General features: G+C 72.1%; 21 protein-coding genes. 11 read left to right on the top strand and 10 right to left on the bottom strand.

All coding sequences use genetic code 11. The annotated features are described in order from the left end of the window. Positions 1-25: 25 nt before the first annotated feature. A complete protein-coding gene (locus J2S41_RS24940) occupies positions 26-2,614 on the bottom strand; it encodes a glutamate--cysteine ligase (RefSeq protein WP_310371020.1) in 2,589 nt (862 codons plus the stop codon). 176 nt (positions 2,615-2,790) lie between these two features. Here J2S41_RS24940 and J2S41_RS24935 point away from each other — a divergent pair, with 176 nt between their 5' ends. From J2S41_RS24935 to J2S41_RS24920, 4 genes are all read left to right on the top strand, one after another. Beyond that, positions 2,791-3,294: a polyadenylate-specific 3'-exoribonuclease AS gene (locus J2S41_RS24935; protein WP_310371018.1), complete on the top strand. Its 504-nt coding sequence runs from the start codon at positions 2,791-2,793 to the stop codon at positions 3,292-3,294. Between the two features lie 219 nt (positions 3,295-3,513). Then, entirely contained in the window at positions 3,514-4,542 is a 1,029-nt protein-coding gene (locus J2S41_RS24930; RefSeq protein ID WP_310371016.1) for a 6-phosphofructokinase, read from the top strand. Between the two features lie 71 nt (positions 4,543-4,613). Then, the gene (proC, locus tag J2S41_RS24925) at positions 4,614-5,426 is read left to right on the top strand and encodes a pyrroline-5-carboxylate reductase (protein WP_310371014.1); all 813 of its coding nucleotides are present in this window, start codon (positions 4,614-4,616) and stop codon (positions 5,424-5,426) included. A 154-nt stretch (positions 5,427-5,580) separates the two neighbouring features. Further along, positions 5,581-5,973: a hypothetical protein gene (locus J2S41_RS24920; RefSeq protein WP_310371011.1), complete on the top strand. Its 393-nt coding sequence runs from the start codon at positions 5,581-5,583 to the stop codon at positions 5,971-5,973. Between the two features lie 110 nt (positions 5,974-6,083). Here the strand turns inward: J2S41_RS24920 and J2S41_RS24915 are convergent, their stop codons facing one another. After that, entirely contained in the window at positions 6,084-6,320 is a 237-nt protein-coding gene (locus tag J2S41_RS24915; protein ID WP_310371009.1) for a hypothetical protein, read from the bottom strand. 197 nt (positions 6,321-6,517) lie between these two features. On the opposite strand from J2S41_RS24915, the gene J2S41_RS24910 reads away from it, so the two are divergent. Beyond that, positions 6,518-6,868, top strand: coding sequence for a DUF2203 domain-containing protein (locus tag J2S41_RS24910; protein WP_310371008.1), 351 nt, complete (start codon positions 6,518-6,520; stop codon positions 6,866-6,868). 148 nt (positions 6,869-7,016) lie between these two features. Here J2S41_RS24910 and J2S41_RS24905 read toward each other — a convergent pair whose 3' ends face one another. Beyond that, on the bottom strand, positions 7,017-7,505 hold the full coding sequence (locus J2S41_RS24905; protein WP_310371006.1) for a glutathione peroxidase: 489 nt from the start codon (positions 7,503-7,505) through the stop codon (positions 7,017-7,019). 141 nt (positions 7,506-7,646) lie between these two features. Between J2S41_RS24905 and J2S41_RS24900 the strand changes: the two genes are divergently transcribed. From J2S41_RS24900 to J2S41_RS24885, 4 genes are all read left to right on the top strand, one after another. Then, positions 7,647-9,251: a glycosyl hydrolase family 18 protein gene (locus J2S41_RS24900; protein WP_310371004.1), complete on the top strand. Its 1,605-nt coding sequence runs from the start codon at positions 7,647-7,649 to the stop codon at positions 9,249-9,251. Between the two features lie 379 nt (positions 9,252-9,630). Continuing rightward, positions 9,631-10,818: an elongation factor Tu gene (gene tuf / locus J2S41_RS24895; RefSeq protein ID WP_310371002.1), complete on the top strand. Its 1,188-nt coding sequence runs from the start codon at positions 9,631-9,633 to the stop codon at positions 10,816-10,818. Between the two features lie 83 nt (positions 10,819-10,901). Further along, positions 10,902-12,308: a class II 3-deoxy-7-phosphoheptulonate synthase gene (locus J2S41_RS24890; protein ID WP_310371000.1), complete on the top strand. Its 1,407-nt coding sequence runs from the start codon at positions 10,902-10,904 to the stop codon at positions 12,306-12,308. Next, on the top strand, positions 12,301-13,323 hold the full coding sequence (locus J2S41_RS24885; protein WP_310370999.1) for a threonine aldolase family protein: 1,023 nt from the start codon (positions 12,301-12,303) through the stop codon (positions 13,321-13,323). Before J2S41_RS24890 ends, J2S41_RS24885 begins: the two co-directional genes overlap by 8 nt. A 4-nt stretch (positions 13,324-13,327) precedes the next feature. On the opposite strand, the gene J2S41_RS24880 is transcribed toward J2S41_RS24885, so the two are convergent. Continuing rightward, positions 13,328-13,915, bottom strand: coding sequence for a hypothetical protein (locus J2S41_RS24880; protein WP_310370997.1), 588 nt, complete (start codon positions 13,913-13,915; stop codon positions 13,328-13,330). Positions 13,916-14,347: 432 nt separating this feature from the next. On the opposite strand from J2S41_RS24880, the gene J2S41_RS24875 reads away from it, so the two are divergent. Next, on the top strand, positions 14,348-15,169 hold the full coding sequence (locus tag J2S41_RS24875; RefSeq protein WP_310370996.1) for an FKBP-type peptidyl-prolyl cis-trans isomerase: 822 nt from the start codon (positions 14,348-14,350) through the stop codon (positions 15,167-15,169). A 51-nt stretch (positions 15,170-15,220) separates the two neighbouring features. Here J2S41_RS24875 and bfr read toward each other — a convergent pair whose 3' ends face one another. From bfr to J2S41_RS24850, 5 genes are all read right to left on the bottom strand, one after another. Next, the gene (bfr, locus tag J2S41_RS24870) at positions 15,221-15,703 is read right to left on the bottom strand and encodes a bacterioferritin (RefSeq protein ID WP_310370995.1); all 483 of its coding nucleotides are present in this window, start codon (positions 15,701-15,703) and stop codon (positions 15,221-15,223) included. Between the two features lie 78 nt (positions 15,704-15,781). Then, on the bottom strand, positions 15,782-15,973 hold the full coding sequence (locus tag J2S41_RS24865; RefSeq protein ID WP_310370994.1) for a (2Fe-2S)-binding protein: 192 nt from the start codon (positions 15,971-15,973) through the stop codon (positions 15,782-15,784). Between the two features lie 85 nt (positions 15,974-16,058). Then, a complete protein-coding gene (locus tag J2S41_RS24860) occupies positions 16,059-16,928 on the bottom strand; it encodes a deoxyribonuclease IV (protein WP_310370992.1) in 870 nt (289 codons plus the stop codon). Next, positions 16,919-18,979 carry a Stk1 family PASTA domain-containing Ser/Thr kinase gene (gene pknB, locus J2S41_RS24855; RefSeq protein ID WP_310370990.1) on the bottom strand — a complete coding sequence of 687 codons (2,061 nt, stop codon included), beginning with the start codon at positions 18,977-18,979 and terminating at the stop codon, positions 16,919-16,921. The genes J2S41_RS24860 and pknB overlap by 10 nt, the downstream gene beginning before the upstream one ends. A gap of 120 nt (positions 18,980-19,099) precedes the next feature. Beyond that, a complete protein-coding gene (locus tag J2S41_RS24850) occupies positions 19,100-19,963 on the bottom strand; it encodes a hypothetical protein (RefSeq protein ID WP_310370988.1) in 864 nt (287 codons plus the stop codon). A 93-nt stretch (positions 19,964-20,056) separates the two neighbouring features. Between J2S41_RS24850 and J2S41_RS24845 the strand changes: the two genes are divergently transcribed. Then, positions 20,057-20,425 carry an Rv2175c family DNA-binding protein gene (locus tag J2S41_RS24845; RefSeq protein WP_310370985.1) on the top strand — a complete coding sequence of 123 codons (369 nt, stop codon included), beginning with the start codon at positions 20,057-20,059 and terminating at the stop codon, positions 20,423-20,425. 60 nt (positions 20,426-20,485) lie between these two features. Here the strand turns inward: J2S41_RS24845 and J2S41_RS24840 are convergent, their stop codons facing one another. After that, the gene (locus J2S41_RS24840) at positions 20,486-21,469 is read right to left on the bottom strand and encodes a polyprenyl synthetase family protein (RefSeq protein WP_374728271.1); all 984 of its coding nucleotides are present in this window, start codon (positions 21,467-21,469) and stop codon (positions 20,486-20,488) included. Positions 21,470-21,701: the final 232 nt, after the last annotated feature.

Genomic DNA, 21,701 nt, shown 5'->3' with positions numbered 1-21,701 from the left:
GTCCGGTGTGTGAGCTGTTCCTCGGTTATCCGAGGAGCCAGGTGTCCTTGGCGCCGCCGCCGCGCGACGAGTTGACGATCATGCTGTCCGCCGGTGCCACGCGGGTCAGCGCCGCCGAGGCGACCTCCGCGCCGTCGCCCAGGAAGACGAACGCGCGCAGGTCCACGTGCCGCGGCGTGAGCCGCTCGCCGTCGAAGACCGGGTGGGTGGAGAGCGAGACCACCTCCTGGGCGATCCACCGGTGCGGCGCGGCCGTGACCTGGCTGCGCAGCGCGGTGAGCTCGGCCTCGGACGCGTACGGGCCGATCACGACGCGGTCGCCGCCGTACCCGTCGACCGGCTTGACCACCAGCTCGCCGAGCCGGCGCAGGATCTCCTCGCGCTGCTCCGGCACGCCGCCGAGGTAGGTGGGCACGTCCGCGAGCAGCGGCTTCTCGCTCAGGTAGTACTCGATGAACTTCGGCACGTACGCGTAGACCGCCTTGTCGTCCCCGACGCCGTTGCCCAGCGCGTTCGCCACCGCGAGCCGCCCGGTGTGCACCGCGGACAGCAGCGGCCAGCCCAGCGGCATGCCGTCCGCGCCCGGCGCGTGCAGCAGTTCGTCCTCGTCCATCCGCAGGTAGATCACGTCCACCCGCTGCCGCCGGCCCTGCTGGACCAGGAAGACCGTGCCGTCCGCGACCAGCAGGTCCGTGCTCACCGCGGCGGGCACGCCCATCTCCAGCGCGAGCAGCCGGTGCTCGAACCAGGCCGAGTCGTCGCTGCCGCGGCTCAGTACCACGATCGACGGCTCGTCCCCGGCCGCCGGCGGCGCGGCCGCGACCAGCGCGCGGCGCAGCATCGCGGGCGTGTCGTCCACCGGCAGCAGGTTGTCCGGCAGCGGCAGCTCCGGCAGTACGGACAGCGTCAGGCGGCGGTTCTGGATCGCATACCCGATGCCGGACGGCACGCGCAGGTTGTCCTCCAGCACGTGCCAGCCGGTCTGCCGGTCGCGGACCAGGTCCATGCCGGCCACCTGCACGCGGGTGGCCTGCCGCCGCATCAGCGCGCCGGTCGGCTTGAGCCCGGGCGCGCCGTCCACCACCCAGGCCGGGATCACGCCGTCCTTGACCACCCACCGCTCGTCGTAGACGTCGCGCAGGAACGCGTCCAGCGCGCGGGCCCGCTGGGTGAGCCCGGCGCGCAGCGCGGCCCAGTCGGGCGCGTCGACCAGCCGCGGCACCAGGTCGAACGGGAACAGCCGGGTGCTCGCCTCGCCGGCCACGCTGAACGTGACGCCGCGCGCCCGCTGCTCCTCGTCGCGCAACTGCTCGCGCTGACGCAGCTCCTGCGCGCCGATCTGGTCCAAAGCGCCGACGATCCCGCGGTACGCCTCCGGCGGCCCGGTGTCCGGGAACATCTCGTCGGCCGCGCTGGCGTAGTCGGCCAGCCGCCGCCCGGACGGCCCCGCCGCCTCCCGGGGCGTCTCGCCGCCGCGCGTCTCCGCCAGGATCAGGTCCACCACGTCGGCCAGCCGGCCCCGGCGGGTGTACGCACGCCGCTGCCGGGCCGCCGCGCTGCTCCGCCGCAACGCGCGTTCCAGCAGGTCGGTGACCTGATCCCAGTCGCCGGCCTCCTCCAGGAACGGGCGCAGGTCCGCGGTGAGCCGGCGCAGCGCCTCGGCCGCGGGCACCGGCTTCGGCCCGCGCGGCAGGTCGATCAGGTCGCCCTCCAGGCCGGAGCGCGCGGCCCGCCACAGCGCGGCGCGCAGCACCGGCGGGCGGGCCGGCGTGTACGCCTCGCCCGCCCGAACCCGGTCGATCTCGCGCCGGACCACGGCCCGGAACAGCCCGGCCAGCAGCACCACGGTCTCCACGTCCGAGCTGGCGTCCGTGATGCGCAGCTCCACCGTGGGCACGTGCGCGGACGGCCGGACGTCGAAGTAGATCATCGCGGGGTCGCTGATCGTCTCCGTGGCGATCAGCTCGCGGACCAGCGCGTCGTGGTCGGCGGCACTGGTCACCAGGCCGGGGTCGCCGGCGGTGGGCCAGCGCTGCCAGACCAGCGAGCGCACGCTGGCGTACCCGCTGTCCTGGCCCATCCAGTACGGCGAGCTGGCGGAGAGCGCGAGCAGCGAGGGCAGCACCGGCTGCACCCGCTGGGCCACCGCCACCGCCACGTCCCGGTCGTCGATGCCGACGTGCACCTGCGCGCCGCAGATCAGCTGCTCGCGCGCCAGCATCTGGTACTCGTCCAGCATGTGCCGGAACCGGGTGGTGGGCGTGATGGCCAGGTCCTCGCCGTTGAGCAGCGGCACGGTGCCGGCCGCGGCGATGCCCAGTCCGGCCGCGTCCGCCACGCCGACCGCCAGCCGCCGCAGCCGGACGATGTCCTCCCGGAGATCGTCGAGCGTGCGGCTGACCGCGGTGTTCGTCTCCACCACGGAGCGCTGTAACTCGGCCGTGAACGAGTCCGGTGGCAGCCGGTCCAGCAGCTCACCGGCGCGTGGCACCAGCTCCCGGGTGTCCAGGTCGATGACGTGGAACTCCTCCTCCACCCCCAGCGTGAGCGCGGCCGGACCCGGCTTCGGGTCCTTCGGGGCGAGCGTCGTCGCGTCTTGCGGAGTATCGACCATTCTCTTTCCCACCTCGTGGTGCCGACTGTCCGGGAACTGTTCCCAGGCCACATGCCGACTGCGTTTCGGGCCGGTTAAGGTGCGCGACCCACCGGCCCCGGTTTTACCCGATCATGGGTCGCCGCACGCACCCCTGGATGGGGAGCCACCATCAGCATGGGTGAGGATGGTGCGCGATGACATACCGCTACTTCTATGACTGTGAGTTCATCGAGGATGGTCGAACGATCGACCTGGTCTCGATCGGCGTGGTGGACGAGTACGGCCGGGAGTTCTACGCGATCTCCACGGAGTTCGACGGTACGCGTGCCACGCCCTGGGTGCGCCGCAATGTCCTCGACCGCCTCCCCTCTCCGGGTGATCCCGCGTGGCGGTCGCGCGAGCGAATCCGCGACGAGCTGTACGAGTTCCTGGTCGAGCCGATCCGTGGCCGCACCGGCGAGCAGCTCGACCTGTGGGCCTGGTTCGCCGCGTACGACCACGTGGTGCTCGCGCAGCTCTGGGGCGCGATGCCGGCACTGCCCCGGGCGATCCCGCGGTTCACCAAGGACCTGCGCCAACTCTGGGACGACAAGGGCCGCCCGCCGCTGCCCGACGCCGAGGCCGACCGGCACGACGCGCTGGTCGACGCGCGGCACAACCTGGCCCGCTGGAAGGCCATGACGGGGCCCGGGACGTGATGCCCGGGTGCGGCACCGCTTTTCGGGCGTCCGGGTTTTGGCTGAGGAGTGTCACCGAGATGTAGCGCGGCTGACATCGCGGTGTAGCCGGGGACTGCCCGGGGGCGCCTTAGTGACGGCGACTACAGTCTGCGATGGCGGCCCGCCCCGGGCCGGCAGTGTCGCCCCTGGGGCCCTGTGCCGAAGAAGCTTGCACGTGTTGTGAAGGGACGAGCCAACATGCGTATCGGCGTGCTCACCGGCGGCGGAGACTGCCCTGGTCTGAACGCGGTCATCCGCGGCGTGGTCCGTAAGGGTGTCACGGTCTACGGCCACGAGTTCGTGGGTTTCCGCGACGGTTGGAAGGGCCCGCTCGAGGGTCTGACCATGCCGCTCGGCATCCCGCAGGTCCGCGGCATCCTGCCGCGCGGCGGCACCATCCTCGGCTCCTCCCGGACCAACCTGTTCAAGATCGAGAACGGCGTCGAGCGGGTCAAGGAGAACCTGGCCAACCTCGGCGTCGACGCGCTGATCGCGATCGGCGGCGAGGACACGCTGGGTGTGGCCACCAAGCTCGCCGACCTGGGCGTCAACGTCGTCGGCGTGCCGAAGACGATCGACAACGACCTGAACGGCACGGACTACACGTTCGGCTTCGACACCGCGGTGAACATCGCGATGGAGGCGATCGACCGGCTGCACACCACCGCCGAGAGCCACCACCGCACGCTGATCGTCGAGGTCATGGGCCGCCACGCGGGCTGGATCGCGCTGCACGCCGGCCTCGCCGGTGGCGCCAACGTCATCCTGCTGCCGGAGCGCGAGTTCGACGTCGACCAGGTCGCGGCGTACGTGGAGAAGCGGTTCCAGCACGAGTACGCGCCGATCGTGGTCGTCGCCGAGGGCGCGCAGCCGCTGGAGGGCCAGATGGTCCTGCAGAACCAGGAGCTGGACAGCTTCGGCCACGTCCGCCTCGGCGGCATCGGCCAGTGGCTCGCCGAGCAGCTGGCGGCGAAGACCGGCAAGGAGGCCCGCACGGTCGTGCTGGGCCACATCCAGCGCGGTGGCACGCCGACCGCGTTCGACCGGGTGCTCTCCACCCGCTTCGGCCTGCAGGCGATCGACGCGGTCAACGACGGCGACTTCGGCAAGATGGTCGCGCTGCGCGGCACCGACATCGTGCGCATCCCGCTGATCGAGGGCACCGGCGAGCTCAAGACCGTGCCGCTGGAGCGGTACACCGAGGCCGAGGTCTTCTTCGGCAGCTGATCTACCGCCGTGGGGTGTGGTTCCGTCCGGAACCGCACCCCACGGCCGTTTCCACACCCGAGGGGGTACGCGTGAGCGGGCGGATCGTCGCGGTCCTGGGCGCCGGCACGATGGGCGAACTGGTACTGGCCGGGCTGCTGCGCGGCGGGCACCCGGCGGACCGGGCGCTGGCCTCCGCGCGCCGCCCCGCCCGCGCGGAGGAACTGCGCGCCGCGCACGGCGTCCGGGTGGTGGACAACGCGACCGCCGCGGCCGAGGCCGAGGTGCTGGTGATCGGCGTCAAGCCGCAGGACGCGGACGCGCTGCTGCGCGAGGCCGCCCCGCACGTGCGCCCCGGCACGCTGGTCGTCTCGCTCTGCGCGGGCCTGACCACCGAGTTCTTCGCGCGCCGGCTGCCCGAGGGCACGCCCGTGGTGCGCGTCATGACCAATACACCCGCGCTGGCCGGCGCCGCGATCTCGGCGATCTCGCCGGGCGCGCACGCCACCGACGAGCACGTGACGCTGGCCGAGGAGCTGTTCCGGCCGCTCGGCGCCGTGCTCCGGGTGCCGGAGAATCAGCAGGACGCGGTCACCGCGGTCTCCGGCTCCGGGCCCGCGTACGTCTTCCTGTTCGTCGAGGCGATGATCGAGGCCGGCGTGCACCTCGGGCTGCCCCGGCGCACCGCGCGCGAGTTGGCCGTGCAGACCGCACTCGGCTCCGCCACCATGCTGCGCGACTCCGGTGAGCATCCGGTCACGCTGCGCGAGGCGGTCACCTCCCCGGCCGGCACCACCGCGGCCGCGCTGGCCGAACTGGAGCGGCATGGACTGCGTGCCGCCGTGCTGGATGCTCTTGCCGCCGCACGCGATCGGGCGATCGCTCTCGCGGCGCAAAACACCTGATCAGGGGGTGTGTGGAAGCTCCACGGGGGGAAGATGCACGGCCATTCACCCGGCCGTTTATTCATTCATCCCGGTGGGTCTTCCGCCCCCTCACTGCTCCCCGTTACGGTCAAATGACAGCGAGTAATTGACTGCCGATCTGGGGAGGTGCACCATGCGAGCAGCCGGACGATCCCTGGTCCTCGGTGGGGCGACGCTCGGCGCGACGGCCGGGATGCTGTGGGTGGCGAGCCCGGCGTCCGCGTTCGCGCACGACAAGGTCACGAACCCCTACCTCCACGCGCTCCTGGACGTGCTGAGCCTGGCCGTCGTCATCTCGCCCGTCGTCTCGGCGTACCTCTGGGGAGCCCGGCGCCGGGGCCTGCTGATGGCCCTGGTCGGACTGATCCAGATCCCGGTCGCCGTCATCGCCTTCGTGCCGATCGTCCCGCCGGCCGTGCACCTCGTGCTGTTCGGCGTGGCGCTCGGCCTCACCATCGGCTCCATCAGGTTCGTGCGCGGTTCCGCCCCTTCCCCCGCGGCCGCGCTCGAACCGCCCCGTTGGTGAGTGGCCGGCTGCCACCGGTCACTCACCGGCGACTTCCGGGGCAGGGGGCCCCGGAGTGGACCCCGCTGTCGGCTGCGGAGGCCGGGCCAGTCCCTGGGCATCGGCTGGTCTCAATCCTCTGTGGTCGGCGGCGGCACGTCCGGGCCGGAGCCGAACGGGTCGGCGGCGGGTGGGTCACTGAGGTCGATGGGGAGCACGTGATCCCCGACCGTGAGGGCAGTGACCCGCCCGCCGTCCCGTACCTCGCGGACCGGCGGGCATCCCGGCGCCGGCTCGCCCCACCCGCCCGCCGCGTCACGGAGCGCGGTGAACCGGCAGTGCTGCTCGCCGACGTACCCCCAGGCCATGAAGATCCCTCGCCCGCGAAGCGGTAGACGCCGACGGACTCGGTCCGGCCGGCGCTCGCGCGGCGGTGGAACTCGGCGCGCAGGCCCGGCACGCGCACCCCGTCGAGGTCCGCGCCCTCCACGACACGATGGGGGAAGAAGTGCGACAGATCGGGCAGGTGCATGGCCTGATCAACGAATGCACCATACTGAGGGTCGTGTTCACACTGGCCGAGGCCCGGCAGCTGATCGCGACCCTGCGTCCCCGCATCGACGAGCTGATCACGCTCCGCGCCGACCTGGCGGAGCTGAAGGCCGACCTGGCCGACGGCATCGAGAGCGCGTTCGGCGGCGTCGCGGAGATCAAGGCGCTGGACGCGCGGATCTACGCCACCGTCGAGCTCCTCGAACAGAACGGCATCCAGATCAAGAACCTGGCCCCGGTCACACTCGACTTCCCCGGCGAACGCGACGGCCGCCCGGTCCTCTGGTGCTGGCTCGAGGGCGACCGCAGCATCGACTGGTACCACCGCCTGGAGTGCGGCTTCGCCGGCCGCCGGCCGACCTGAGCGGGAATTCTCATATACCCGTTCCGGCGCGGGCACCGGTCGTCGCCGGCGCTCCTCCCTGCTCTCCCGCGGCCGGTCCCATGACTTCCGCCGCTCGTCCCGCCACCCCGGACGTCGTGCATCGCCGCGACCCGCAGGGGCGTGAGGGTCAGTGCGGGAGGATTTTTTCGATGGCGGTGCGGACCTCGGGGGAGTCGGGGCGGATCGGGGTGCGGAACCGGGCGGTGGGGGTGCCGTCCGGGGTGACCAGGAACTTCTCGAAGTTCCAGCGGACGTCGCCGGCCTCGCCGTCGGTGTCGGGCGTGTCGGTCAGCGCGGCGAAGAGCGGGTGCCGGCCGGGGCCGTTGACGTCCAGCTTCTCCGTCATCGGGAACGTGACGCCGTAGGTGGTGGCGCAGAACTCGGCGATCTCCTCGGCGGTGCCGGGCTCCTGGTTGCCGAACTGGTTGCACGGCGCGCCGAGCACCACGAGGCCGCGGTCGGCGTACTCCTCGGCGAGCGCCTCCAGCGCGGTGTACTGCGGGGTGGAGCCGCACTTGGAGGCGACGTTCACGACGAGCAGCGCGTTGCCGCGGTATCGGGCCAGGTCGAAGGGCGCGCCGGTGAGTGAGTTGATCTCGACGTCGAAGACGGTCATGAGACTGGAGACTACGCGCCGTGAGGTGTCCGGATCGTCCGTTGCCCTAAGAAATTGATAAATCCATGTATGGCCATCTTGACGAAGTGGTGACGTAGCCCTTCACTCTTAGGAAAGTTTCCTAATCGATGTGGAGACGCCATGAGAAAATCCGTCCGCCGCGGGCTGCTGGCGGGTGCGGTCGTCGCGGCGCTGGCCGCCACCGCAGTCCCGGCCGTCAACGCGATGGCCGCGGGCAGCATCGCCGCCACCTTCACCGCCAGCTCCGACTGGGGGACCGGGCACGAGGTCGCCGTCAAGGTGACCAACGGCTCCGACGCCGCCGTCGCCACGTGGAGCATCACGTTCACGCTGCCGGCCAGCGCGTCCATCAGCAATTCGTGGGACGCCGACGTCACCAAGAGCGGTAATACGTACACCGCGGTCAAGAAGAGCTGGGCCGGCAGTCTCGCCCCCGGCGCGTCCGTGACCTGGGGATACGTGGCCACCGGCGGGTACACCGCGCCCACGAACTGCACGATCAACGGCGTGTCCTGCTCCGGCGGGCCGGTGACGCCGCCGACCACCGGGTCGCCGACCACGCCGCCGCCGAACACGCCCCCGCCCACCACGCCGCCGCCGGTCGACCCGGGCGGTAAGAAGGTCGTCGGGTATTTCGCGGAGTGGGGCGTCTACCAGCGGAACTACCACGTCAAGAACATCGACACCAGCGGCTCCGCCGCGAAGCTGACCCACATCCTGTACGCGTTCGGCAACACCACCGGTGGGCGCTGCTCGGTCGGCGAGACGTTCCCGGCGTACGAGAAGTCCTACACCGCGGCGGAGAGCGTCAGCGGCGTGGCGGACACGTGGGACCAGCCGCTGCGCGGCAGCTTCAACCAGCTGCGGCAGCTCAAGGCGAAGTACCCGCACCTCAAGGTGATCTACTCGTTCGGCGGCTGGACCTGGTCCGGCGGCTTCACCCAGGCCGCGCAGAACCCGGCCGCGTTCGCCGAGTCCTGCTACAACGTGGTCGAGGACCCGCGCTGGGCGGACGTGTTCGACGGCATCGACATCGACTGGGAGTACCCGAACGCCTGTGGCCTGAGCTGTGACACCAGCGGGCCCAACGCGTACAAGAACGTGATCTCGGCGCTGCGCTCCAAGTTCGGCCCGAACGCGCTGATCACCTCCGCGATCACGGCGGACGGCACCAACGGCGGCAAGATCGACGCCACCGACTACGCCGGCGCGGCCGCGGACCTCAACTGGATCATGCCGATGACGTACGACTACTTCGGCGCCTGGGCAGCGCAGGGCCCGACCGCCCCGCACTCGCCGCTCACCTCGTACAACGGCATCCCGACCGCGGGCTTCTACTCGGACGCCGCCATCCAGAAGCTCAAGGCGAAGGGCATCCCCGCCGACAAGCTGCTGCTGGGCGTCGGCTTCTACGGCCGCGGCTGGACCGGCGTCACCCAGGCCGCACCCGGCGGCACCGCCACCGGCCCGGCCTCCGGCCAGTACGAGCCCGGCATCAACGACTACAAGGTGCTGAAGACCGCCTGCCCCGCCACGGGCACGGTCGCCGGCACGGCGTACGCCTTCTGCGGCAACAACTGGTGGAGCTACGACACCCCCGCCACCATGACCGGCAAGATGACCTACGCCAAGCAGCAGGGTCTCGGCGGCGCGTTCTTCTGGGAACTCTCCGGCGACACCGCGAACGGCGAACTCATCACCGCCGTCAAGAACGGCCTCAACTAAGTAATCCCTTCGCGCTGGACACCTGCCCTCACCGCCGTCCACCCGGCGGTGAGGGCAGGCCTATTCAATGGGGTGGCGGCTTTCCGGTCGCCGCACTATTCTTGGCGCCATGTTGGGCATGACTGGGCTTGAGGTGCGCACCGGCGGTGGCCGGGTGGGCGCGCTCGCCGTCATGCTCGGACGACTGGATAGCTGACCCTTCTCCCGTTCCAGCAGGACCGGAGGAGGAGGGTGCTCTCGTCGTACCCCCGGAGTCTCATGGGGTTTCGTCGCGCGGTTCTGGCGCGGAGTCATGCCATTGTCAATGGCGCGGAGTGGCGTCCGCCCGCGTTTTGCTGCTCGCCGTCCGGTGCAATTTACGAATACAACGGGAAAGGTCATGGCCAAGAGCCAGTTCGTGCGGACGAAACCGCACCTCAACATCGGGACGATGGGGCACGTCGACCACGGGAAGACGACGCTGACGGCGGCGATCACGAAGGTGCTGGCCGAGCGGTACCCGCAGGTCAACAGCTACGTGTCGTTCGACGGGATCGACCGGGCGCCGGAGGAGGTGCAGCGGGGGATCACCATCAACATCGCGCACGTGGAGTACGAGACCGCGAGCCGGCACTACGCGCACGTGGACATGCCGGGGCACGCCGACTACGTGAAGAACATGATCACGGGGGCGGCGCAGGTCGACGGCGCGATCCTGGTGGTGTCCGCGCTGGACGGGTCGATGCCGCAGACGCGCGAGCACGTGCTGCTGGCCCGGCGGGTCGGCGTGCCGCACCTGGTGGTGGCCATGAACAAGGCGGACGCGGTGGCCGACACCGAGCTGCTGGACCTGGTCGAGCTGGAGGTGCGGGAGCTGCTGAGCGAGTACGGTTTCCCGGGCGACGAGGTGCCGGTGGTACGCGTGTCGGCGCTGCGTGCGCTGGAGGGCGACCCGCGGTGGACGCAGTCGATCGCGGACCTGCTGGACGCGGTCGACGGCTACGTGCCGGAGCCGCCGCGGGACCTGGCCGAGCCGTTCCTGATGCCGATCGAGAACGTGCTCACCATCTCCGGGCGCGGCACCGTGGTCACCGGCGCGGTCGAGCGCGGCACGCTGCGCCTCGGTGAGCCGGTCGAGGTGGTCGGGCTCGGCGAGCCGATCGCCACGGTCGCGACCGGGCTGGAGACGTTCGGCAAGAGCCTGCTCGCGGCCGAGGCCGGGGACAACGCGGCCGTGCTGCTGCGCGGCGTCAAGCGGGACCAGGTCGCGCGCGGCCAGGTGGTGGCCGTGCCGGGCTCGGTGCGGGCGCACCGGCGGTTCCGGGCCGAGCTGTACGCGCTGACCGCGGCCGAGGGCGGGCGGCACACGCCCTTCCTCGCCAACTACCGTCCGCAGTTCTACTTCCGGACCGCGGACGTGGCCGGCGCGATGGACCTGGGCGAGGTGCCGATGGTCGTGCCGGGGGACACGGTGTCGCTCGGCGTGGTCCTGGACCGGCCGGTCGCGATGGCGGCCGGGCTCGGCTTCGCGGTGCGCGAGGGCAACCGGACCGTGGCCGCCGGCACCGTGACCGAGCTGCTCGATTAGCCGGTGAGGGGCCCGTACGTCCTGGTGGATGGGACGTGCGGGCCTCTTTTCCGGGGCGGCGGCCGGTTCCGTAGTGTTGAGGCATGCGCCAGGAGTGGCATCAGCTGAGTCATCCCGCCGTCGGCTCGGTCGCCCTGCAGACCAGCCGCCCCACCACCGACCCGGAGGAGGCCGAGGCGCTGGGCCTCGACCGCTGGCGCACGCTCCCGCGCCTGCAGATGCCGCCGTGGCCGGACCTGGACGAGGTCGGCGAGGTCTGCAAGGTCCTCGACACGGTGCCGCCGATCGTCGCGCCGTACGAGGTGGACGACCTGCGCGCCCGGCTGGCGCTGGTGGCGGAGGGCAAGGCGTTCCTGCTCCAGGGCGGCGACTGCGCCGAGACGTTCTCCGACAACACCGAGGCGCACCTGCTGGCGAACGCGCGCACGCTGCTGCAGATGGCCGTGGTGCTCACCTACGGCGCGTCGCTGCCGGTGGTGAAGGTGGCCCGGGTCGCGGGTCAGTACACGAAGCCGCGCTCGTCCGCGACGGACTCGCTGGGCCTGCCGGCGTACCGCGGCGACATGATCAACTCGCTGGACGCGACGCCGGAGGCGCGGGTCGCGGACCCGCAGCGCATGATCCGGGCGTACGCGAACTCGGCCGCCGCCATGAACATGCTGCGCGCGTACCTCAACGGCGGGCTGGCCGACCTGCACGCGGTGCACGACTGGAACAAGGACTTCGTCCGCTCGTCCGCGGCCGGCGAGCGCTACGAGGCGATCGCCCGCGAGATCGACCGGGCCATGGCGTTCATCCGCGCCTGCGGCATGAAGGACGACGACGCGCTGCGCACGGTCAACCTGGCCTGCTCGCACGAGGCGCTGGCGCTGGAGTACGACCGCGCGCTCACCCGCGTCTCGGACGGCAAGGCGTACTGCCTCTCCGGCCACTTCCTCTGGGTCGGCGAGCGCACCCGGCAGCTCGACCACGCGCACATCGACTTCATCTCCCGCATCGCGAACCCGATCGGCGTCAAGCTCGGCCCGACCACCACGCCGGAGACCGCGATCGAGCTGTGCGAGCGGCTCAACCCGGACAACATCCCCGGCCGGCTCACGCTGATCAGCCGGATGGGCAACCACAAGGTCCGGGACGCGCTGCCCGCGATCGTGGACAAGGTCACCGCGGCCGGCGCCACCGTGGTCTGGCAGTGCGACCCGATGCACGGCAACACGATCGAGTCGTCGAACGGCTACAAGACCCGGCAGTTCGACCGGATCGTCGACGAGGTGCTCGGCTACTTCGAGGTGCACCGCCAGCTCGGCACCCACCCGGGCGGCATCCACGTGGAGCTGACCGGCGAGGACGTCACCGAGTGCCTCGGCGGCGCGCAGGGCATCGCGGACCTGGACCTGCCCAGCCGGTACGAGACCGCCTGCGACCCCCGGCTGAACACGCAGCAGTCGCTGGAACTGGCCTTCCTGGTGGCGGAGATGCTGCGTGGTTGATCTCCGCTCGGACACGTTCACCAAGCCCACCCCCGAGATGCGCGCGGCCATGGCGGCCGCCGAGGTCGGCGACGACGTCTACGGCGAGGACCCGACCGTCAACCTGCTGCAGGACGAGGTGGCCGCGCTGCTCGGCCACGAGGCGGCGCTGTTCACGCCGACCGGCTCGATGGCGAACCAGATCGGGCTGCAACTGCTCGTGCCACCCGGCGAGGAACTGCTGACCGACGCGGACGCCCACGTGCTGATCTACGAGATGGGCGCGGCGGCGGCCTACGGCGGGATCTCCTCCCGCACCTGGCCCGCGGTGGGCGGCGCGCTGGACCCGGCGCTGGTCGAGAGCATGATCAGGGTGCCGGGTGGCTACGACACGAACGCGACCCGGGCGATCGCGGTCGAGCAGACCCACAACCGCAGCGGCGGCACGATCATCCCGCTGGACACGCTCCGGCAGCTCCGCGCGCTGTGCGACCGCCACGGCCTCGGCCTGCACTGCGACGGCGCCCGGCTGTGGAACGCGCACGTCGCCACCGGCGTGCCGCTGGACGTCTACGGCCGGCTGTTCGACTCCGTCTCGGTCTGCCTCTCCAAGGGGCTCGGCGCGCCGGTCGGGTCCGTGCTGGTCTCGAACCGGGCCGCGATCGCCCGGGCCCGCGTGATCCGCAAGCGGCTCGGCGGCGGCATGCGCCAGGCCGGCATCATCGCGGCCGGTGGCCTGCACGCGGTCCGCCACCACATCCCGCGGCTGGCCGAGGACCACGCGCACGCGGCCCGGCTGGCCGCGGCGCTGGCGCCGACCGGCGTGGTCGACGCGGACGCGGTCCGCACCAACCTGGTGCCGCTCGACCTGACCAAGTCCACGCTGGACGCCGCGGCTCTGGTCGAGGCCGCCCGCGAGCGCGGCGTGCTGATCTCGCCGGTCGGCCCGCGCCGGGCCCGCCTGGTCACCCACCTGGACGTGGACTCGGCCGGCGTCGACCGCGCCGCCGAGGTGCTCCACGACCTGCTCAGCTGAGCGGTCACGGCGCCGCGGCGGCGCGCAGCGGCCCGGGCGCGCGGCGGCCGTCGAGGCGGGTCGGGTCCACGCTCCACGCGGCGGCGACGCGCAGCACGTCCCGCTCGGAGATCAGCACGGTGGTGTCGTCGTCCAGCTCGGCCGGGAGGCCGGCCTCGCGCTCGGCCTCGTCCGGCGCGCCGTGCCAGGCCGTGACGTCGCCGCTCTCGCCGATGTAGCCGAACGCGCGAACCAGCGTGCCCTTCACCGCGCGGCGCCAGGAGTGCAGCTCGCCGACCCGGTGCGTGGCGAAGGACTGCACCTCGGTGCCGAGCGACTCGGACAGGTCCGCCACGTCCAGCTCCGCGCGGGCGGCCGGGGTGAGCAGCCAGCGTCCGGTCACCAGCGTCCAGGCGGCGGTGTCCGCGCCGGGCAGCGGTGGCGTGAGGACCAGCCGGTCGTCCGTGAGGTAGGCGAGGTCGATGCCCTCGCGCCAGGGGACCGGGCCGAGGTCCCGCAGTTCCATCGCCTTGATGATCTCGGCGGGATCGGCGTCGCGCACGGCCAGCCAGGCCTGTTTCGCACCGAAGCCAACCATGGTCGGGTCGCTCATGCCGGGAAATCCTCCATGCTGCGGTTCGGTGGTGGGCGGCGCTGAGCCGATGATTCGCTCGCGAGCTCGCTCATGCCGGAAAATCCTCCATGCTGCGGTTCGGTGGTGGGCGGCGCTGAGCCGATGATTCGCTCGCGAGCTCGCTCATGCCGGAAAATCCTCCATGCTGCGGTTCCGTGGTGGGCGGCGCTGAGCCGATGATTCGCTCGCGAGCTCGCTCATGCCGGAAAATCCTCCATGCTGCGGTTCCGTGGTGGGCGGCGCTGAGCCCATGATTCGCTCGCGAGCTCGCTCATGACAGACAACGGTACCGATCCGTTCGCTCCCGGGTGGGTCGCGTCCAGCTTCAGGCATTACGGTGTACCGAGAAATTCAAGCTATTCGCCGTACGGGCCTGAGCCGGGCCCTTGTCCATCGGGAGTCGACAGACAGATGAGCGATCCGGTCGGAACGGAGAAGTCCGAGACGACGGCGCCGAAGAAGGCGGACGTCATCGACGAGGCGGCGGACAAGGACCAGGACGAGGCCGCCGCCGGGGGCGCGGACGAGGCCACGGCCGAGGAGGCCGGCGACACCGCCGAGGAGACGGAGAAGGCCGAGGAGGCCCGCCCGCTGACCAAGGCGGAGAAGCGGGAGCTGCTGCGCATAGAGACGCAGCGTGCCCGCGCCCGCAAGGCCGGCCGGCAGGCGTTCGGTCTGGCCGTGATCGGTCTCGCGGTGGTCGCGGTGATCGTCGGCGCGGTGTGGTTCGCGGACAGCCGCCGGACCGACCCGTCGGCCGAGCCCGCCGCCACGCCGACCGCGCCGGCCGAGGAGCAGCAGTCGGTGCCGCCCGCGGTGCCGTTCCCGCCGGTCCCGGCCGGTGCCGACCCGGCGCTGAGCACGAAGCCGACGGTGGAGAAGGGTGAGGGCGCGCTCGAGAAGGGCAAGCCCAAGATTACGTATGTGATCAAGGGGACCGGCCCGGCCACCAAGGCGGGCGACCTGATCACGGCGAACTACGTGGGCGTGCTGTACGGCACCGGCGAGGAGTTCGACTCGTCGTGGAGCCGGCAGCAGGCGATCGAGTTCACCATCGGCATGGGCCAGCTGATCGACGGCTGGGAGAAGGGCCTGCTGAACGTGCCGGTGGGCAGCCGGATCATCCTGGACCTGCCGCCGGACCTGGCCTACGGCGACAAGGACGACGGGAGCGGCCGGCCGACCGGCGACCTGCGCTTCGTGGTGGACGTGCTGAACGCACAGGGACAGTGAGAGACGGGCGGGACCTCGGTGGAGGTCCCGCCCGTACCGCGTTGATGGCCTTTATCCGGCCTCGGGGTGCTGCGTGACGTTCTGCAGGTAGAGCGCCTCGCCGAACTTCTCGATCAGGTGCAGCTGCGTCTCGAGGTAGTCGATGTGGTGCTCCTCGTCCGCGAGGATGTCCTCGAAGATCTTGGCGGACGTGACGTCGCCGACGGACCGCATGTGGTCGATGCCGGCGCGCAGCCGGTCGACGGCCTCCCGCTCGATCTTCATGTCGCAGTCGAACTGCTCCTTGACCGTCTCGCCGATCCGGAGCGCGAACAGCTTCTGGTAGTTCGGCAGGCCCTCCAGGAAGAGGATGCGGTCGGTCAGGACCTCCGCGTGCCGCATCTCGTCGATCGACTCGTGCCTGGTGTGCTTGGCCAGCACGGTGTATCCCCAGTTGTCCTGCATCTTGGCGTGCAGGAAGTACTGATTGATCGCGGTCAGTTCCGCGGTGAGCTGCTCGTTCAGGAACTCGATGACGCGTGCGTCGCCTTGCATGGCTCTGTACCCCCCACGTGGTTGCCGTGGAGGGGAGCGTAGCAATATGCCCGATTAGCGGTTTTTCTTAGGATATGTTTAGGTGGTGTGACTGAGCGCCGCCTGCGCGCCGGTCTCCTCGTCGATCAGATCACCGATCCGGCGGACGCACGTGCCGCAGCTCGTCCCGGCACCACACGCCTCCGCCACGGACCGTTTGGTCCGCGCACCGCCCTGGATCACCGACCGGACCTCGCATTCGCGGACCCGCTTACAGATGCACGCGAACACTGCGCTCCTCCGGTCTGGTAAGGCTTGCCTTGGTTAGGGTGCCCTAAACACCCTGGCCAGGCAAGACCTGTCACACCGAGGAAGATCACACAGTGCGGAGCCGCTTGAGCGTCGCCACGTCCGCGGCATGCCCGGCCGTACCGTCGGAGGCGGTCTCCACCACCACCGGGACGCCCGCGGTGGCCGGGTGGCGCAGCAGCTCCGCGAACGGCTCCTCGCCGATCGCGCCCTTGCCGATCGACTCGTGCCGGTCGCGCGTGGAGCCGCACGGGTCCTTGGAGTCGTTCGCGTGGACCAGCCGCAGCCGGTCCACCCCCACGGTCTGGACCAGCGTGTCCAGCGTGGCGGTCATGCCGCCCGGCACCGCCACGTCGTGCCCGGCCGCCCATGCGTGGCAGGTGTCGAAGCAGACGCCCAGCCACGGGTGGTGATCGACCGCGGCCAGGTACGGACCCAGATCCTCCACCCGCGCCGCGAGCGACCGCCCGCCGCCCGCGCTCGGCTCGACCAGCAGCCGTGGCCCGCCGGCCGCCGCGGCCGCGTCCAGCAGCGGCAGCAGCGACTCGCGGACCTGCTTCAGCGCGGTCTCGGCGTACTCCGCGTCGACCGCGCTGCCGGCGTGGAACACCACGCCGGAGGCGCCGATCGCGCGGCCGCGCACCAGCGCGTGCTCCAGCGTGGCGACCGACTTCTCCACCGTGGCGGCCGTCGGCGAGCCCAGGTTGACCAGCAGCGCCGCGTGGATGAACACGGGCACGCCGCGGGTGGCGCAGCCGTCGCGGAACAGCTCGTCCTGCGCCGGGTTTCCGGCCGGCAGCGCCCAGCCGCGCGAGTTCGACACGTACACCTGGACGGCCTCGCCGCCGATCGCGTCCAGGTGCGGCAGTGCGGCCTTGGCCAGCCCGCCGGCGGTCGGGGAGTGCGCGCCGATCGGGCGGGAGTTCGCTAGAAGCACGTGAGCACGACCTCGGCGTTCGGATCGACCGGCGTGTTCTCCGCCGGGTTCTGGAAGCGGACGGTCGCGTTCGGGTTGACGTCGGTCCGCACCCGCAGGCCCATGCCCTCCAGCTGCGCCTTCGCCTCCTGGCAGGGGCGGTCGACCACCCGGGGCAGCGTGACCTGCGGCGGGCCGTTGCTCACCGTCAGCCGGATGTCCGCGCCCGGCTCGGCACCGGCACCGTCCGGCGGGTCCTGCGAGATGACCTCGTCGCGTGCCCGGTTCGGGTCGTCCTTGCGCTCCTCCAGCACGTTCAGCCCGAGCGCGGCCAGCTGGGCGCGCGCCTCGTTGACGTTCTTGCCGATCACGCTGGGCACGGTGATCGGCGCGCGGCCCTTGCTGACCGTCACCGTCACCCGGTCGCCGGGCTTGACCTCCGCGTTCACCGCCGGCTCGACCGCGACCACGAAGCCCTCGGGGATCGCGTTGTCGAACCGGTCCGGGCCGCGCTCGGCCGTAAGACCCAGGTTCTCCAGATCCAGCTTGGCCACGGCGAAGTCCTTGCCCACCACGTCCGGCACCACGATGCGCTCCGGGCCGAGCGAGAGGATCAGCGTGACCGTGGAGCCCTTGGTCAGCCGGCTGCCGCTGGGCGGGTCCTGCGCGACCACGGAGTCCTTGGGCACGGTCTCGTCGTACCGGCCGTCGCCGAGCCGGACCTCGAAGCCGGCCTGGGTGATCGCGCTCTGTGCGTCCGCCTGGGAGAGGTTGGTCAGCGTGGGCACGGTGGTGTACCGCCCGAAGCCGAGCCACCAGCCGCCGAGCAGCACCACCAGCAGCACGGCCAGGCCGCCCGCGAGCAGGGCCACGCGCAGCCGCGGGTTCTCCGCCGGGGCCGGGCGGCGGGGCGTGCCGTACGCGCCGCCGCCGGAGGCGTACGCGGTGCCGCCGGAAGCGGTGCTGCCGTACGCCGTGCCGCCGGAGGAGTAGGTGCCGCCGGCGGGTGGCTGGTAGCCGCCGGCCGGGTACGTCTGCGGGCGGGCGCGCTCCGGCTGGCCGGGCAGGCGCGACCACGGCGGGCGGTCGTCCACCACCGGCGGCTGGACCCGCGCCACCACCTGGGTCGGCTCGGAGACCGGCCGCAGCTGCGCGGTCGCGGCGTCGCCGGGGCGCGGCGGTACGGCGGCGGGCGCGCTGCCCAGCTCCTCGCGGACCGCCTGCACGGCGGTGAGCAGCCGGCCGGCGTCCGTGGGCCGGGCCGCCGGGTCGCGCCGGGTGGCGGACCGGACCAGCGCGTCCACCGACGGCGGCAGGCCCGGGACCAGCGTGGACGGCGCGGGGACGTCGTTGTCGACGTGCGCCCAGGCGATCTCGATGGGCTGGTCGCCGTCGTACGGCACGCGGCCGGTGAGCATCTCGAACAGCACGATGCCGGACGCGTAGACGTCGGTGCGGGTGTCCGCCTTGCCCTCGGAGACCAGCTCGGGTGCCACGTACGCCACGGTGGCCATCAGCTGGCCGCCGCCGGACTCGTCCTCCGCGCTCGCCTCGACCGCGCGGGCCAGGCCGAAGTCGGCGACCTTGACCACCGCGTCCATCAGCCCGCCGCTCGGCGGCTCTGCGACCAGCACGTTCTCCGGCTTGACGTCGCGGTGGACCAGTCCGGCGCGGTGTGCGGCGGCGACCGCGGCGAGCATCTGGTCCAGGATGGTCAGCGCCTCGCCCGGGTCCAGCCGGCGCCGCTGGGCCAGGATGTCGCGCAGCGTGCGGCCGCGCACGTACTCCATCACCAGGTACGGCAGGCCGCGGTAGACGCCCTGGTCGTAGACGGCGACCACGTTGGGGTGGGTCAGCCGCGCTATCGTCTTCGCCTCGTCGGTGAACCGCTCCAGGAAGCGCGGGTCGCGGCTCTGCGACGGATGGATGATCTTGAGAGCCACCGTGCGCTCGAGGCGCTCGTCGGTAGCGGTGTACACGGTCGCCATGCCGCCACGGGCGACTCGACCGCGAATGCGGTAGCGCCCGTCGACAAGCGAGCCCAGAAGTTCGTCGGCGACCTGAGTATCCATCGGCCTGAAGTCTAAGTGTCGTTGTATAACCGGCAGACCAGGATGCCATAGCGAATACGTCACGGGCACCCTCCCTGCGGAGAGTGCCCGATCGATCACGCTATGCCCGGTGCTGGCCGCCTAGTAGCCGGTGTCGCCCACGGCATTCGTCCCCGGATTCCCGGTATTCCCGGGATTGTGAGAACTCGCGGGCGTGTTCGGCGCGTCCCCGGTGGGCTCCGCGCTCGCCGGCCCGGTGGCGTCCACGCCCGGGGTGGGCGTCATGGACTCGGGAATCTCCGGGGGCGCGGTGGGAAAATCCGGATGCTCGGGCCAGTCGGGCCAGTCCGGGATCTGATCCGGCTCGTCCTCGTCGCCGTCCCAGTGCCCCGGGTAGTCCGGCGAGGTCGGCGTGGGCACCGGCAGGCCCGGGTGGGCCGGGCCCGGCGACCCGGCGGCCGGCGCGGAGCCCGGCGTGCCGGTCAGCGGCGGTACGTCCGGCGTCGGGGCGGCCTCGACCGTGCGCCGCCCCGGACCTGAGGCGACCGGCGCCACGCCGCGGGCCGTGGCCGTCGCGGTGGTGGCGGCGCCGCGCGGCATCGGGCGGCTCGCCGCGCTGGTCCACGCGCGCGCCGCCGCCTCCGACGCCGCCGCGGCCGGTGGCAGCGCCGGACCGGGCGACGGCGACGGGGCCGGGACGCCGGGGATCTCGGGCGCGCCGCGGGGTGCCGCAGCGTCCGTGTTCAGCACGGAGTCGAGGCTGCTCGCCACCGTCACGTAGGTGCCCGCGGCGCCGACCAGTGCCAGCACGCCGAACGCGCCGGCGGCCAGCAGGCGGCGGGGCGGGCGGGCGTACCCGGAGAGGTTCTCGGTGTCCGGGTCGTATCCGGGGTAGGCGTAACCGCCGTGGGGCCGCGGCGCCTCCGTGCCGCGGCGGGCGAGGTCGTACCGCAGCGATCGCCAGGCGCCCGCCGCCTCGTCGCGGACGATCCGCAAGATGCTCACGTGTCGTTGCTTCCTTTCGCCGGGCGGGCCGGCCGGCCGATCCGGTGGGGGATCCGCTGGCCCGCCGCGACCGCGGCATGCGAGGGTGGGTCGGTGACCGAACCCCGTGATGTGAATGCCGGCGAAACCCCGGGTCCCGCCGAGTGGCTGACTCTTCCGGACGTCGCCGAGCGCCTGGGTCTGGGCATCAGCAAGGTGCACCAGATGATCCGTGATCGCGCGCTGCTGGCGGTCCGTCGTGACGGCATCATGCGGGTGCCCGCTGAGCTGGTGGCGAATGGCACCGTGCTCAAGCACCTCCCTGGCGTCCTCACGTTGCTGCACGACGCTGGGTACAACGACCAAGAGGCTTTGGAGTGGCTCTACACCGAAGATGCCACTTTGCCCGGTTCGCCCGCCGTAGCGCTGGGCGGGCCACGCGCGACCGAGGTCAAGCGGCGCGCCCAGTCGGCCGGCTTCTAAAGATCGGTGAAGGCGTCGTTCCGGACCGGGAACGACGCCTTCACCAGGCAAAACAGCGATTCAGATGGTGCGGCGGGTGGCCGCCTCCGCGAGGTCGGCGAGCGCCTGGTGGGCCTCCGGCTCCAGCGGTACGGCGGACAGCGCCGCCAGCGCGGTGCCGGTCAGCATCGTGATCCGCTCCTCGGTCCGGACCAGCGCGCCGGTCCCGGTGATGATCGCGCGCAGGCGGTCCACACCGGCCGCGTCCAGCGCCGGATCGCCGAGCGCGGCCAGCAGCGTCGCCCGGTCCGCCGCGCCCGCCTCGGCCAGCGCGGCCACGATCAGGAACGTGCGCTTGCCCTCGCGCAGGTCGTCGCCGGCCGGCTTGCCGGTCTGCGCCGGGTCGCCGAACACGCCGAGCACGTCGTCGCGCAGCTGGAACGCCTCGCCGAGCGGCAGGCCGTAGCCGGAGTAGGCGGCCAGCACCGGCGCGGGCGCGCCGGCCAGCGCGGCGCCGAGCAGCAGCGGTCGCTCGACCGTGTATTTCGCGGACTTGTAGATGGCGATCTTCGCGGCCCGCTCGGCGGACGTGTCGCCGTCGCTCTGCGCGAGCACGTCCAGGTACTGCCCGGCCATCACCTCGGTGCGCATCTCGTCGAACGCGCCGCGCGCCCGGGTCAGCACCTCCGGGTCCAGGCCGGCGCCGTGCAGCATCTCGTCCGACCAGGCCAGGCAGAGGTCGCCGAGCAGGATCGCGGCGGACGCGCCGAAGTCGTCCGGGTCGCCGTTCCACCCGGCGGCGCGGTGCCGGGCCGCGAACCGGCGGTGCACGGACGGCTCGCCGCGGCGGGTGTCCGACCGGTCGATCAGGTCGTCATGGATCAGCGCGCTGGCCTGCACCAGCTCCAGCGCGGCCAGGCCGGTGACCACCGCGTCCGAGTCGAGGCCGCCGGCGCCCCGGTAACCCCAGTAGCCGAACGCCGGGCGCAGCCGCTTGCCGCCGCGCAGCACGAACGCCTCCAGCGCCTCCGTCACGTCACGGAGCGCGTCGTCGATGTCGTGCATCCGGGTGCGCTGGTGCGCGAGGAACCCGGCGAGAGCCTTGTCGACGCGGGCGCGCAGTCCGTGGCGGTCGACCGGGGGAACGGTGCTGGTCACCAGCAGACACTAGCGCCTGCGCCGGCGTGCGGCCGGGCGGCGGCCGGGCCTCGCCGCGGCCCGGCCGGCCGCGCCGGCGCCGGCCGGGCCGGTGGGCGGCCCGCAGCGGGTGCGGACCGCCCACCGTGACGGCGCGGTG

Origin of the sequence: Catenuloplanes atrovinosus, from assembly GCF_031458235.1 — a bacterium.
Classification (GTDB): Bacteria; Actinomycetota; Actinomycetes; order Mycobacteriales; family Micromonosporaceae; genus Catenuloplanes; species Catenuloplanes atrovinosus.
This window is presented reverse-complemented; position numbering and strand designations above follow the sequence as displayed.

Coding starts and splice junctions, on each gene's coding strand:
- J2S41_RS24940 (WP_310371020.1), bottom strand. CDS start 2,614: ATGGTCGATACTCCGCAAGACGCGACGACGCTCGCCCCGAAGGACCCG.
- J2S41_RS24935 (WP_310371018.1), top strand. CDS start 2,791: ATGACATACCGCTACTTCTATGACTGTGAGTTCATCGAGGATGGTCGA.
- J2S41_RS24930 (WP_310371016.1), top strand. CDS start 3,514: ATGCGTATCGGCGTGCTCACCGGCGGCGGAGACTGCCCTGGTCTGAAC.
- J2S41_RS24920 (WP_310371011.1), top strand. CDS start 5,581: ATGCGAGCAGCCGGACGATCCCTGGTCCTCGGTGGGGCGACGCTCGGC.
- J2S41_RS24915 (WP_310371009.1), bottom strand. CDS start 6,320: ATGGCCTGGGGGTACGTCGGCGAGCAGCACTGCCGGTTCACCGCGCTC.
- J2S41_RS24905 (WP_310371006.1), bottom strand. CDS start 7,505: ATGACCGTCTTCGACGTCGAGATCAACTCACTCACCGGCGCGCCCTTC.
- J2S41_RS24900 (WP_310371004.1), top strand. CDS start 7,647: ATGAGAAAATCCGTCCGCCGCGGGCTGCTGGCGGGTGCGGTCGTCGCG.
- tuf (WP_310371002.1), top strand. CDS start 9,631: ATGGCCAAGAGCCAGTTCGTGCGGACGAAACCGCACCTCAACATCGGG.
- J2S41_RS24890 (WP_310371000.1), top strand. CDS start 10,902: ATGCGCCAGGAGTGGCATCAGCTGAGTCATCCCGCCGTCGGCTCGGTC.
- J2S41_RS24880 (WP_310370997.1), bottom strand. CDS start 13,915: ATGAGCGACCCGACCATGGTTGGCTTCGGTGCGAAACAGGCCTGGCTG.
- J2S41_RS24875 (WP_310370996.1), top strand. CDS start 14,348: ATGAGCGATCCGGTCGGAACGGAGAAGTCCGAGACGACGGCGCCGAAG.
- bfr (WP_310370995.1), bottom strand. CDS start 15,703: ATGCAAGGCGACGCACGCGTCATCGAGTTCCTGAACGAGCAGCTCACC.
- pknB (WP_310370990.1), bottom strand. CDS start 18,979: ATGGATACTCAGGTCGCCGACGAACTTCTGGGCTCGCTTGTCGACGGG.
- J2S41_RS24840 (WP_374728271.1), bottom strand. CDS start 21,469: ATGCACGACATCGACGACGCGCTCCGTGACGTGACGGAGGCGCTGGAG.